The organism is Pseudoalteromonas sp. S3178 (assembly GCF_005886985.1).
Classification (GTDB): domain Bacteria; phylum Pseudomonadota; class Gammaproteobacteria; order Enterobacterales; family Alteromonadaceae; genus Pseudoalteromonas; species Pseudoalteromonas carrageenovora.
This window is the reverse complement of sequence record NZ_PNCW01000001.1, coordinates 1-13617: the sequence shown is the minus strand read 5'-3', so window position 1 is coordinate 13617 and position 13617 is coordinate 1. Positions and strand designations below refer to the sequence as shown.

Genomic DNA, 13617 nt, shown 5'->3' with positions numbered 1-13617 from the left:
GTTAAACCCCCGATGCTGTTTTAATGTTTTGCGCACCTTGGTAAAGCGTAAAGTCGGCAAGTTGCCCATCAACTACTTGAATATTGCGCGGAGCGCGGCGGGCTAATTCGCTATCGTGCGTCACCATGATAATAGTGGCACCATCGCGATTTATTTGCTCAAGTAACTCCATTACTTGGCGTGCCATTAAGCTGTCAAGGTTACCTGTTGGTTCATCAGCAAGTAAAAAACGCGGCTCGCCTGCAAGCGCACGGGCAATTGCTACACGTTGTTGCTGACCACCAGAGAGTTGTTGAGGTAAATGTTTAGCGCGAGATGCTAAGCCAACTTGCTCAAGGCATTGCTCAATTCGACGTTTTCGCTCATTTGCTTTAATCCCTCGGTAACGAAGAGGAACTTCTATGTTTTCATACAAGTTCAAATCGGGAATTAAATTAAAGCCTTGGAATATAAAACCAATTTTTTGATTACGCAAATCAGCACGTTGGTTGTCGTTTAGGCTGCCAACATTAACGCCATCTAACAGATATTGACCATCGTTAAAAGGCTCGAGCATACCTGCAATATTTAAAAAGGTTGTTTTGCCTGAGCCACTAGGACCGGTAACAGCAATAAATTCGCCTTCGTTTACTTGCAAATTGAAATCTCGAAGCGCATGGGTTTGCACCATTTCTGTTTGGTATACTTTACTTACATTGTTCATTTGTAACATGGTTGTTCCTAATTATTTTTAGCGTTGGCTGAGAACGTCTGTTTAATTCAATAAAATCGTGTCGGCTTGTTTAAAGTCGCTGTAGCTTGAAATAATAATTTCATCGTTTTCTTTTAGTCCGCTCAATAGCTCAACGGCATTAATGCTGGTGGCACCTATTGTAATAGGTATGCGCTTTGCGATATTGCCATCGACCTTATAGGCAACAATTCCGCCTTGCTGCATAAATGCGCCGCGTTTTATCTGTAATACATCTTCTCGGTTGTCGAGTAAAATGCGTGCAGTTAAGCGTTGGTTCTGACGAATGTTGTTAGTACCACCTTTAAATCGAACGCGTGCTGTTACTTCACGATTATTAACTTCTGGTGATATGGCGGACAAATTTCCCATTACTATTTCACTGCCCAACTTAAGCTCTACTTTCATACCGAGCCCTAATTCGTTCGCGTAACTTTCAGGTACTTGAAGCTCTGCTTCAAAATTACTTAAGTCGACGAGTGTCATAAGAGGTTGGCTTTGCGTGACTGCGGCTTTTTGTTGCACTAACAGGTTACCCACGATCCCTGTAACGGAAGCCTTAATAGATAGGTTGCTTACTTTTCTGATTAAATCGTTAACAATAAGTTGTTGGTGGGTCACATCACTTTTAGCTGCTTGTAGCTCAAAGGCGAGCGTATCTTTAGCAAGGTGCACTTCTTGTTGCGCGTGTTTATATGTCAGCTTTGCTCGAGATAAATCATCAACGGCTTTTTCAAGGTCAATTTGGCTAATCAAGTGTTTTTGTATTGATAATTGTGCGCGACGGTTTTCGCGTTCAGCGGCATTTAGTTCAACGTTCGCCATATCAAGTGTTTTATTTAAGGTGAGCGTTTGGCGCCTTGCTTGCAAATGTTTTCTTTGTTGCTCGCTTTTGAGCCTTTCAAGTACAGACTCTTGCTGTTTTAATTCGTTTGTTAACTCGGGGCTCTGCAATAGAGCAAGTATATCGCCTTGCTTTACGGTATCGCCTGCTTTTACTTTTAAATCTATAAATCCACGCTCTGGGCTATACACTTGAGGGGCATTTGCAGCAACAATTTTACCACTGGCGGCAATGTCTCGAATAAGTGTTTTAATATGTACCTTAGCAATTTGTACTTTTGAGCGACTAATAGAGCTTTTTGCGCTATGGCTTGTTAAAAAAATATAAGCGGTTATAGAGGTTATAATTAAAACAATTACAGCGACTAAGGCGTGTTTTAAATAATTTACAGGCGCTTTTACCTGTACGTCTTGTGCGCTAGTATCTTTAATCATCTTGCTCTCCTATATTGCTTTTATATATTTTTCGCACAGCAGTAACAAAGCTGCTGTGCAAATAGCTGCAATAGGAGAGAGTAAAAATAAGCTTAGAGTAAACATAGTAATTCCAATTAGCGATTATGTATAAGGCTATACGATTAGCATGCCAACTCTTAGGTTACTGATATTTAATGTTTTTTATTTTTTAGACTTTAATATCTATGTCCGCGGACAGTTTATGTGTCCGCTGCGGACACAATGTTAGATAAAAATTCACTAACAATGTACAAAAAAGGTGCTGAATTTTCATAACTATACTCATGAGCTCCAATAATGAAGAGTTTAAGCCACTAAAATTAAGAAACAGCACAAAACTATCTAAATGTTAACTGAATTACAGGCACGGGAGTGAATACTTATTCAGCGCAGCACTTGTTTACGTTTACGTAAGGTGTAACTGTTTGGGTCCTTTGTTTTTACAAAATGTTAAACTTGACACCAGTGTCATAAAAAAATAACGGTCAAATAACCGCTAATTGTTAAAACTTATAAGTAAAAAAGATATCTTGCCTTGAAGTGAGAAATATTCAAGAATGTGAATATGTATTCAAAATAATATTGACTCTATTTACTATAGAGGCTAGTTTTGTGCGTCTGTTAGCAAATCGTCGAGCAGTTCATTCACGTTAACAGTGCAGCAAGGGGAGGGGTCTATGTTATACGACTCAAAATTAGAAAAAGATAATTGTGGCTTTGGCTTAATAGCCCAAGTTAATGGTCAGGCTAGTCATAGGCTTATACGTACAGCTATAACTGGACTTGATCGCATGCAACACCGCGGTGGTATTTCTGCCGATGGTAAAACTGGTGACGGCTGTGGTTTATTACTGCAAAAGCCTGACAGTTTTTTCCGTGCTATTGCCAGTGAACATAATTGGCACTTAGGTAAAAATTACGCCGTAGGCATGGTTTTCTTAAATTCAGATCCCGTTTTAGCACAAGCTGCAAAACAGGTTTTATGTGAAGAATTAGAACAAGAAACACTTAAAATACTAGGCTGGCGTGAAGTGCCAACCGACCCTTCAATGCTAGGTCCTATTGCTACCCAGCAGTTACCTGGTTTTGAACAAATTTTTGTTAGTGCGCCTGAAGGCTGGCGCTCTAAAGATTTAGAACGCCGTTTGTATGTAGCACGTCGTCGTGCAGAAAAGCGTTTAGCGCAAGATGAGTCATTTTATATTGCAAGTTTATCTGGGTTAGTCACTATCTATAAAGGCCTTATGATGCCTGCAGATTTGCCTAACTTTTATTTAGATTTAGCCGACATTCGTATGACTAGCGCTATTTGTGTTTTCCATCAGCGTTTTTCTACCAATACTCAGCCGCGTTGGCCTTTAGCGCAACCGTTTAGGTATTTAGCGCATAATGGTGAAATAAACACCATTGAAGGTAACCGTCAATGGGCACGAGCTCGCTCGTATAAGTTTTCATCGCCACTTATTCCTGATTTACAAAGCGCAGCGCCATTTGTAAACGAAACTGGCTCTGATTCATCAAGCTTAGATAACATGCTTGAGCTGTTTTTAGCCGGTGGTATGGATTTATTCCGTGCTATGCGCATGCTAGTGCCGCCTGCATGGCAAAAAAACCGTGCAATGGATGATGATTTGCGCGCATTCTATGACTTTAACTCCATGCACATGGAACCATGGGATGGCCCAGCGGGTATTGTAATGTCCGATGGTCGCTTTGCAGCATGTAACCTTGACCGTAATGGCCTTCGCCCAGCGCGCTATGTTATTACACAAGATGGTTTTATCACACTCGCATCAGAAGTGGGCATTTGGGATTACACTGCCGATGAAGTAGTCGAAAAAGGCCGTGTTGGACCAGGTGAATTATTAGTAATTGATACAAAGCTTGGCAAAATTTGGCACTCAGATGAAATCGATCAAGATTTAAAATCACGCCACCCTTATAAGTCATGGCTTGAAGAAAACGTTAAGCGTTTAACACCATTTGAAGAGCTTACTGAGCAAGATGCGGGTAATCGCTCATTTGATGACGAAACGCTTGCGAAGTACCAAAAAATGTTTGGCTACACAAATGAAGAGCTCGATAGTGTTATTCGTGTAATGGGTGAAAACGGCCAAGAAGCGACAGGCTCAATGGGCGATGACACGCCATTTGCTGTGTTAAGTGAAGGGCATCGTTCACTTTACGATTACTTCCGTCAAAAGTTTGCTCAAGTAACCAATCCGCCTATCGATCCGCTACGTGAAAACCATGTAATGTCACTTGCTACTTGTATTGGTAGTGAGCAAAATGTATTTAACGAAACAACAGGCCACGCTAAGCGCTTACAGTTCGATACGCCTATTTTAATGTACGCAGACATGCAGCAACTACTTAATGCTGATGACGAGCACTACAGCTACTGTAAAATAGATATTACTTATACAGCTGAAGAGGGCTTAGAAAAGGCAGTGGCGCGAATTTGTGATTCTGCACAAGAAAAAGCCGCAGCGGGTTGTGTCATGCTTATATTGACTGACCGTAATTTTAGCGAAACAAGTTTACCAGTTCCTGCTGCTATGGCGGTAGGTGCAGTACAAAAGCGCCTTGTAGATACAAATCTTCGCTGCGAATCTAACATTATCATTGAAACGGGTAGTGTTCGCGATGCACACCAATTTGCCGTACTACTTGGCTTTGGCGCAACAGCGATTTACCCATACCTTGCGTACGAGTCACTTGTTGCGATGAGCGACAGTAAAGTGATTGAAAAATCGTACTGCGAAGTAACACTTTCATACCGTAAAGCCATTAATAAAGGCTTATACAAAATAATGTCTAAAATGGGCATAAGTACAGTTGCATCGTATCGTTGTTCAATGCTTTTTGAAGCGGTTGGTTTATCTGACTCTATGGTAGATATGTGCTTTAAAGGTGTTGCAAGTCGTATTAAAGGTGCGTGTTTTAGTGATTTTGATAGTGATCAGCAAAAGCTTCATAAACTGGCCTTTAGTAAGCGCAAGCTACTAAGCCATGGTGGCTTATTAAAATACGTGCACGGTGGTGAGTACCATGCTTATAACCCAGATGTTATTCAAACGCTGCAAAAAGCGGTACGCTCAGGAGATTACAAAGACTACGGCGCTTACGCAAATTTAGTTAATAATCGTCCAATTGCTACTTTGCGCGACATGTTAGCGCTTAAATTACCTGAAAAAGGCATTAGTGTTGACGATGTAGAGCCAGCTGAAAACCTATATAAACGTTTTGATTCAGCAGCAATGAGTATTGGTGCACTCTCACCAGAAGCGCATGAAGCGTTAGCTATTGCGATGAACCGCTTAGGTGGTTGTTCAAACTCTGGTGAAGGCGGTGAAGATAAATTACGTTTTGGCACTGAGAAAAACTCACGAATTAAGCAAGTTGCTTCTGGACGATTTGGTGTAACGCCGCATTACCTTCGTAATGCTGATGTAATTCAAATCAAAGTGGCGCAGGGTGCTAAGCCTGGTGAAGGTGGACAACTACCGGGTGAAAAAGTAACGCCTTATATTGCTAAACTTCGTTATTCAGTTCCGGGTGTAACACTAATATCACCACCACCGCATCACGACATTTACTCGATTGAGGATTTAGCTCAGCTAATATTCGATTTAAAACAAGTAAATCCTGAAGCGATGATTTCGGTTAAGTTAGTGTCAGAACCTGGCGTGGGCACAATTGCTACAGGTGTAGCTAAAGCATACGCTGATTTAATTACAATTTCGGGTTACGACGGCGGCACAGGCGCAAGCCCGCTTACGTCTGTAAAATATGCAGGTAGCCCATGGGAGCTTGGCCTTGCTGAAACTCAACAAGCACTTGTTGAAAATGGCCTTCGTCATCGTATTCGTCTGCAAACAGATGGCGGCTTAAAAACAGGTTTAGACATCATTAAAGCGGCTATTTTAGGTGCAGAAAGCTTTGGCTTTGGTACCGGCCCAATGGTGGCGCTTGGTTGTAAATACCTTAGGATTTGTCACTTAAATAACTGTGCGACCGGTGTTGCAACACAAGACGAAACGCTACGTCAAAAGCACTACCATGGCTTACCAGAAATGGCGATGAATTACTTTAAGTTTATAGCGCAAGAAGCACGCGAGATCATGGCAAGCTTAGGTGTTGCAAACTTAACTGATTTAATCGGTCGTTTAGATTTACTTGAAGCGATTGAAGGTAAAACAGCTAAGCAAAAGAAAATAGATTTATCATCTGTGATTGCTCAGCCTAATAACCCAACGGGCGAAACATTATTTTGTAGCGCACCAAATAGCTCCCATTATTTAGGTGAGTTAAACGAAACGTTATTAGGTAAAGCACAACAAGCAATTGATACATCATCAGGTATTTCGCTTGTGAGTCGTATATGTAATACAGATCGCTCAGTAGGGGCTATGTTATCTGGCTATATTGCATCTAAACATGGTAACCAAGGTATGGCTGCTGACCCTGTTGCAATTGAGCTACACGGTACTGCAGGGCAATCATTTGGTGTTTGGAATGCCGGTGGCCTAGAAATGACGTTAATAGGCGATGCAAACGACTACGTGGGTAAAGGCATGGCTGGCGGTAAGCTCGTTATTCGTCCACCACTGGGTTCATCGTTTGAAAGCCATAAAGCGACTATTGCAGGCAACACATGTTTGTACGGCGCTACGGGCGGTAAATTATTTGCTGCAGGCTGTGCAGGCGAGCGTTTTGCTGTTCGTAACTCAGGTGTACAAGCGGTTGTAGAAGGCGTAGGCGACAATGGCTGTGAATACATGACCGGCGGAGTTGTTTGTGTACTTGGTAATATTGGCGTTAACTTTGGCGCGGGTATGACAGGTGGTTTTGCTTATATTTTAGATGAGCGAAATGACTTTGAAAAACGTATTAACCCAGAGCTAGTTGAAGTCGTAACACTTGATGATTTAAGTTCGCACCAAGAACATTTACGCGGCTTAATTGCTGAACATTTAGAGCTTACTGGCTCGTGCCGTGCAGAAACCATTTTAGCTAACTTTGAATTGTATTTACCTATGTTCAAGCTAGTTAAACCAAAATCAAGTGATGTAAAAAGTTTACTCGGGCATCGCGCTCGCAGTAGCGCAGAACTTCGTGTTCAAGCGCAATAAGGGGGCAGTATGAGCGAAAATGTATATCAATTTATAGACGTGCAGCGCGTAGATCCGCGCAAAAAACCAATCTCGTCGCGTAAAAAATCTTTCGTGGAAATTTACGAACCCTTTTCAGAGAATCAGGTGAACTCACAAGCTGACCGTTGTTTAGATTGTGGTAACCCGTACTGTGAATGGAAATGCCCAGTGCATAACTACATTCCTCAGTGGTTAAAGTTAATTAGAACAGGCCGCATTTTAGAAGCGGCTGAGCTTTCTCACCGTACAAACAGTTTGCCAGAGGTATGTGGACGTGTTTGCCCACAAGACAGACTGTGTGAAGGGTCATGTACGCTTGATGAAGAGTTTGGTGCAGTAACCATTGGTAACATTGAAAAGTATATTACCGATACGGCATTTAAAATGGGCTGGAAACCAGACATGTCATACGTGACATGGACGGATAAAAAAGTGGCTATTATTGGCGCGGGACCGGCTGGTTTGGGCTGTGCTGATATTTTAGTGCGTAACGGTGTAAAACCAGTGGTTTTTGACCGTCATCCTGAAATTGGCGGCTTACTTACTTTTGGTATTCCTTCTTTCAAACTTGAGAAAGAAGTAATGCAAAAACGTCGTGAAATTTTCACCGAAATGGGTGTGGAATTTAAGCTAAACGTTGAAGTGGGTGTAGATATCACCATGGACGAAATTTTAGCTGACTACGACGCGGTATTTTTAGGTGTAGGTACGTATCAAAGTATGCGTGCTGGCCTTGAAAATGAAGATGCACCAGGCGTGCACGATGCACTCCCATTTTTAATCGGCAATACTAACCGTGTAATGGGTTACGACGAAAAAAATCAAGCGTGCATTGATATGGCCAATCAAAAGGTTGTAGTGCTAGGTGGTGGTGATACCGCGATGGACTGTGTACGTACTTCTATTCGCCAAAACGCAGCTAAAGTAACCTGTGCGTACCGTCGTGATGAAGAGAATATGCCAGGCTCTAAACGTGAAGTTAAAAACGCCAAAGAAGAGGGTGTAAATTTTACGTTTAATGTACAGCCAACAGGTATTGTACTTGACGATAATGGCCATGTTGCTGGTGTTAAAATGGTTAAAACACAACTAGGTGAGCCAGATGAAAACGGCCGAAGCCGAGCAGAAGTAGTGCAAGGCTCAGAGCATGTACTTGAGGCTGACCAAGTTATTATGGCGTTTGGTTTTAAACCACACAAAATGGATTGGTTAGAAAAATACGATGTGGAAATTAACCATTGGGGCGGTATTAACGCACCAGAACAAGGTGAATTTACACACCAAACAACTAATCCTAAAATATTTGCGGGTGGCGATATAGTGCGGGGTTCTGATTTAGTCGTAACGGCTATTTTTGAAGGGCGAAACGCTGCTGAAGGCATCATGGACTATTTAGAAGTTTAGTTATTTGTTCTTCTAAATAATTTTAAAAGCAAGCCAAATGGCTTGCTTTTTTCGTTTAAAGCAGACAATGTTCAATGTGGTTTGTGTAAACGGTCAACGGAACTACGGGTTTTTACTAGATGGTAATACCAATTCGCAATAATACTTAATCATTTAGCGGGGCTAAACGTGTCAGTACCTGCGCTAAAAAAATTTCATTTACGACTGCATTGATGCAGAAGGTAGAGCAATGCAGGAGCAATTGCCGAGAACAACTAAATAGCGAATTTTTTGCCTAGTTACCAACAGTTTTTTCCAGCCTCAAAATAGAACACTTAATTAAGCAAATTGGTATAATTCTATTTTAGATAAGGCAGATCATCTTTACGCTCGGACTTGCTGCATTGTGTTTAGTGCTTTACTGGGCAGACTTTATATAGTGTGGTTATTTTAATTAACTGGGAAGCATATGCCCTAACAGACAAATAGGTGCTGTTTTGTGGGCGTTATAAGGTGATTTTGTACACTTTCTTACCTGCAAACATGTAGATAAAATGAAAGGTTATAGGCGTTCTTTGATGACGTTTGCGTGGGCGAAAGTCAAAATAGTTCGCAGAGTAATTAGCTACCTACTCGAATTCAAACCTCACAACATGGTTAAGTGTATTTAAAATTCGAGCTAATTTAATCTCGAAAGGTAAATAGTTTTAGTTTAAAAAACCTAAAACTGTAGGTCTATATTTTGAGTTTTAAGTAGGGTTAGAAGTCAGCGCTGAATGCTGTAAAGCGAAGATATGGCGGTATTTTTTACTAATGACATAAGTTGAGTTGGGCATTTAAAAACTTGATAAAAAGATTAAAGCAGTACAAAATCGCTTTTTGTTTACCATTTTATTACTTTTTGTTTATAAATTAGCTTAAATACATAAGATTTAAAGGAACTATGTACGAATATTCAAACAATTCAGAAAGAAAACTTATTGTTCGATTTTTTTCTTCTATAGGCTTTATTGCTACATTTTCGATGTCGAGCCTTGCATTTATCAATAGTAGTTTTCTACTGTCGTTCGCATTAATTGTGTCTGCGTGTTTTTATATTTGGGCATTTAGTTCAGTAAAAGGGTTAGAACGATCAGCTAGTGCAATCCTTTATAATTTATATGCACTTATGTTTTACTTAGTCGTTACAGGAGGAGTTGAAGGTACAGGGCCTATATGGATATTCATAGTATCACCTGTTACTTATTCAATACGAGGACTGAAACGCGGTACATTTGATATAATATTATTTTTATTGGCTATTATTTTGGGGTTCCATTTTGCTGATAGATTTAATATTTATGATTATAACCCAGAACAGTTACCACTTAGGATTATGCTCTCTTTTATAATTGTTGCACTACTCAGTGGTTATTACGAATACTCAAGAGAAAAGTACAATAGTAAAATAATTGCTTTGAGCCAAAAAAATGAACTCTTAGCGACTATTGATCCACTTACTAATTTACCCAATCGGCGCTTTACCATGGATAAGCTAGCTACTTTTAAAAAAGAGTTAAAAGAAGCAAACATTCCATTTGTACTTTTATTAGCAGATGTAGATAACTTTAAAAAAATTAATGACGAATTTGGTCATGATTTTGGTGATAAAGCACTTATTCATTTATCAAAAATATTTCAAAAAAACATCCCTAAAAATGCAATTGCTTCACGTTGGGGCGGTGAAGAATTTTTAATTATCCTTCCAGACTCAAACCTCGAAAATGGAATGCAAATAGCTGAAAAAATACATAATTCACTTAAAAATTCAGAAGTGCAACACCTCGAAAATAGTACTCGTTTAACACTAAGTATTGGGGCTATTTCTGCAAGCATTGAGCGATCAATAGACTCTGATATTAAACTCGCAGATGAGCTACTCTATGAAGCAAAAGAGCAAGGCAAAAACAGAACATGCTCTTCATAAATCTAAAGCATTCCTAATCCATAGAAAATGAATCTAATGAAGGTCTTGTTTTTGCTTTTCGTCGTTTTACACTCATAAAGCACGTGATATTTAACGCAATCTGTAATGCAATTAGCACCCATAAATTAGTCTTTAAAGTCATTAAACTATCAGCTTTAAAATGAGTTAAATAAAAAGTGATAGTCGCTATATGGATAACTAAAACACTATTTAAAAACTTAAATAGTCGTTGTTTAAAATCGGTATGCTTATATTTACTAAACAGTACTAAGCACGCGCTTAATACTAATAAAGCCCAGCTAATAGCTATACAAAAATCAACTAAGGTATTTTGCATATTGTAACCCTTTAGTGTGTTTGTTATTTAGATAAACAATCGTGATCATAATTTCATTGGTAATAAATCATGAGCTTTGTTTAGTTGTTCTGCCAATTGTTCTTAATTTTCTCAACTTTTTATATCACGCAGTGAAAGCCAAGTTTGTTATTTTTAATTGGTTAACCTGTATCGCTAATTGGCATTCATCATAGAAACGTTAGCCGTGCGCCATAATAAGCTCTTTAGCATTCGCTTTTGCTGTTTTACTCACGTTGTCTCCGCCTAGTAACCGTGCAATTTCGTTTATTCTGCCATCTTTATTTAAAGGCAGCATATGCGTGAAGGTTTCGCCTTGGGCTATTTCTTTAGCGACAAAAAACTGCTGATGTGCACTGCTAGCTACTTGTGGCAAATGGGTAACACATATAACTTGGGTAGATTTACCTAGTTGACGTAATAATTTACCCACCGCTGATGCAGTAGGGCCCGATATACCTACATCTACTTCATCAAAAATTAAGGTTGGAGTTGTAACCTTTTGCGCAATGATAACTTGTATAGCAAGGCTTATACGGGAAAGCTCACCACCTGATGCTACTTTAGCTAAAGGTTGCAAAGGTTGGCCTGGATTGGTTGATACTAAAAACGATACATTATCAAAGCCTAAGTTATTTGGTGTACGGTCGTTTTGCTGTGTTAGCGCTATTTCAAATACACCATTTTCCATTGATAAATTAGCCATACTTTCACTTATCAATACATTAAGTGTGTTGGCATATTTATAACGGCTTTCACTTAGCTGTTCTGCAGAGTGTTTGTAATCAATTAGTGCGCTATCTATTTCAGATTCTAGCTGTTCTAAACGCTGCGAATTATTACTAATAGACTCTAGTTCTTGGGAAATAGACTGGTGAAACTCAACAAGTTGCTGGGGCTTTATATGGTGCTTACGTGCTAGGTCCATTGCGCCACTTAAGCGCGTTTCTACTTCGGTTAAACGAGCGGGATCTAAATCTGCTTGCTCTGTATAATTTCTTACTTCCCGGCTCGCTTCTTCAACTTGTACTGCTGCTTCATCGAGTAATGCAGCGACGCTTGCTAAACTTTCATCATACTGAGCAAGTTGAGCAAACTGTTGAGCGCTGTGTTGTAGCATAGAGCACGCATTTTGTTCATCACTTTCATATAAATGTTGTAGCTCACGCTGGCAAGATTCTAAAATTGTTTGGCTATTACTTAGCTTATAATGCTCAGCTTCTATTTGCTCAAACTCACCTTCTTGTAAAGCAAACTCATCGAGTTCAGCAACTTGGTATTCTAATAATTGCTTTTGAGCAGCTTGTTGTTGCTGCTGTTGCTCTAGATGTTTAAATTCTTTTTGTAGGCTAGCAAATTGCTTGTAGTTTAAATTTACTGATTCAACTAAATTGTGGTGGCCAGCATATGCATCTAAAAGCTGTAACTGGTGTTCTGCTTTTAGTAAGTGTTGATGAGCATGTTGCCCATGAATAGAAATTAAGTACTGGCCAAGCTCTTTTAATTGGGACGCAGTCACCGCGCTGCCATTTATATAGCTTTTGCTACGGCCATTTTTACAAACAACACGGCGCAATAAACATTCATTTTCAGCAGTGCTTAGTAAGTGCTGTTCTAAAAATGATTGAGCCAGAGGCAATGCTGATAAATCAAATTGAGCACATACCTCAGCTTTATCAGTGCCTGGGCGAACAGCAGAGGCTTCTGCACGCTCACCTAAGCATAGTGATAAAGCATCAATAGCAATAGATTTACCAGCCCCTGTTTCGCCTGTTATTGCGGTCATACCGCTGCGCCACTCAGTGCTTAAATTACTTACGATTGCAAAATTTTTAACTTCTAAACCAATTAACATACTGTTTATCCATCCAGTCAATTAACTGTTAATTTATACAGTGTTTTGGTTTTTTGCAAATTAATTTTATATTATTTAAGCAACACTCGCATCTTGAGTGAATTGAGGATCGGAAGTTGATGGGGTTGAATTAGCTGTATCATCTGCTATATCAGTAGGTTGTGAGAAATCGTCGGTTTTAATATTACTAATAAGTGCAGGTAATGCATTTGTATAAAAGTTCTTATTATACAAAATACCTTGCTGAGGTAATTCAGATACAAAGTACTGTATATTATCAATCAAAGGTTGAATAAAATTTGTTTGGTTTACTTTAATTAGCTCGTTAGTTAGCGTATTGGTAAGTAAATCAGCAATATCTTCTAATTGTTGTAGGTTTTCATCTGTATGTGGTTGCACTACAAAAAAGTTACTTAAAATGGCTTGAATACGAGGAATATACTTTGGACGAATTATTTTAGCATCAAGTAGCTCGTTCAATTTAGTTTTAAGACGTGTGTTCACATGGGAAACACGTTCATTGAATAGCTTTTTTTTAGCTTCTATTGCTTTTTTACGGTTACTCTCAATTTTTAAGTAACTTGCTAAAAGCGTAATTAGCAGCAGTAGAGCAAAGAATACTAAATAAGTCATTGCTATCTGGTTCCAAGAAGGTTGATTATTATTAGACGCTATATTTTGCTCTATAGTACTAAATTTGGCAATAAGATTAGGGCGTGTTGATCTTTGCGGATTGAAATTTGTTCAATCTAGGGGCGATTAAATCGCGGCGCGAGGTTTGTAACCTAGTGGGCTAAGTAAAAACCGAGTAAAGCTTCCGCGTCCTGCTCACGCCCCTTACCTACATCCATGTAGGCAACAAAGAGTTTATCG

Annotated in this window: 8 protein-coding genes; 3 read left to right on the top strand and 5 right to left on the bottom strand. The window is 39.5% G+C overall.

The window, feature by feature from the left end; translation table 11 throughout:
• Nucleotide 1 precedes the first annotated feature (1 nt).
• Together CWC11_RS00040 and CWC11_RS00035 are read right to left on the bottom strand one after the other, a co-directional pair.
• Nucleotides 2-712 (bottom strand): ABC transporter ATP-binding protein, encoded by a 711-nt coding sequence (locus CWC11_RS00040; RefSeq protein WP_138681085.1) that lies wholly within the window; start codon nt 710-712, stop codon nt 2-4.
• Nucleotides 713-754: 42 nt separating this feature from the next.
• Complete coding sequence (locus CWC11_RS00035; RefSeq protein WP_138681084.1) at nt 755-2008, bottom strand: efflux RND transporter periplasmic adaptor subunit; 1254 nt, start codon at nt 2006-2008, stop codon at nt 755-757.
• Nucleotides 2009-2706: 698 nt separating this feature from the next.
• Here CWC11_RS00035 and gltB point away from each other — a divergent pair.
• The 3 genes from gltB (at nt 2707) to CWC11_RS00020 (ending at nt 10534) form a co-directional block, all read left to right on the top strand.
• Complete coding sequence (gene gltB, locus CWC11_RS00030) at nt 2707-7164, top strand: glutamate synthase large subunit (RefSeq protein WP_138681083.1); 4458 nt, start codon at nt 2707-2709, stop codon at nt 7162-7164.
• A gap of 9 nt (nt 7165-7173) precedes the next feature.
• A complete protein-coding gene (locus CWC11_RS00025; RefSeq protein ID WP_089347984.1) occupies nt 7174-8589 on the top strand; it encodes a glutamate synthase small subunit GltD family protein in 1416 nt (471 codons plus the stop codon).
• A 922-nt stretch (nt 8590-9511) separates the two neighbouring features.
• The gene (locus tag CWC11_RS00020) at nt 9512-10534 is read left to right on the top strand and encodes a GGDEF domain-containing protein (RefSeq protein WP_249330624.1); all 1023 of its coding nucleotides are present in this window, start codon (nt 9512-9514) and stop codon (nt 10532-10534) included.
• A gap of 13 nt (nt 10535-10547) precedes the next feature.
• On the opposite strand, the gene CWC11_RS00015 is transcribed toward CWC11_RS00020, so the two are convergent.
• The 3 genes from CWC11_RS00015 to CWC11_RS00005 form a co-directional block, all read right to left on the bottom strand.
• Nucleotides 10548-10871, bottom strand: a complete 324-nt coding sequence (locus CWC11_RS00015) for a hypothetical protein (RefSeq protein WP_138681082.1) — start codon at nt 10869-10871, stop codon at nt 10548-10550.
• 199 nt (nt 10872-11070) lie between these two features.
• Nucleotides 11071-12744, bottom strand: a complete 1674-nt coding sequence (gene recN / locus CWC11_RS00010) for a DNA repair protein RecN (RefSeq protein WP_138681081.1) — start codon at nt 12742-12744, stop codon at nt 11071-11073.
• Nucleotides 12745-12819: 75 nt separating this feature from the next.
• Nucleotides 12820-13377 (bottom strand): hypothetical protein, encoded by a 558-nt coding sequence (locus tag CWC11_RS00005; protein WP_138681080.1) that lies wholly within the window; start codon nt 13375-13377, stop codon nt 12820-12822.
• Nucleotides 13378-13617 lie beyond the last annotated feature (240 nt).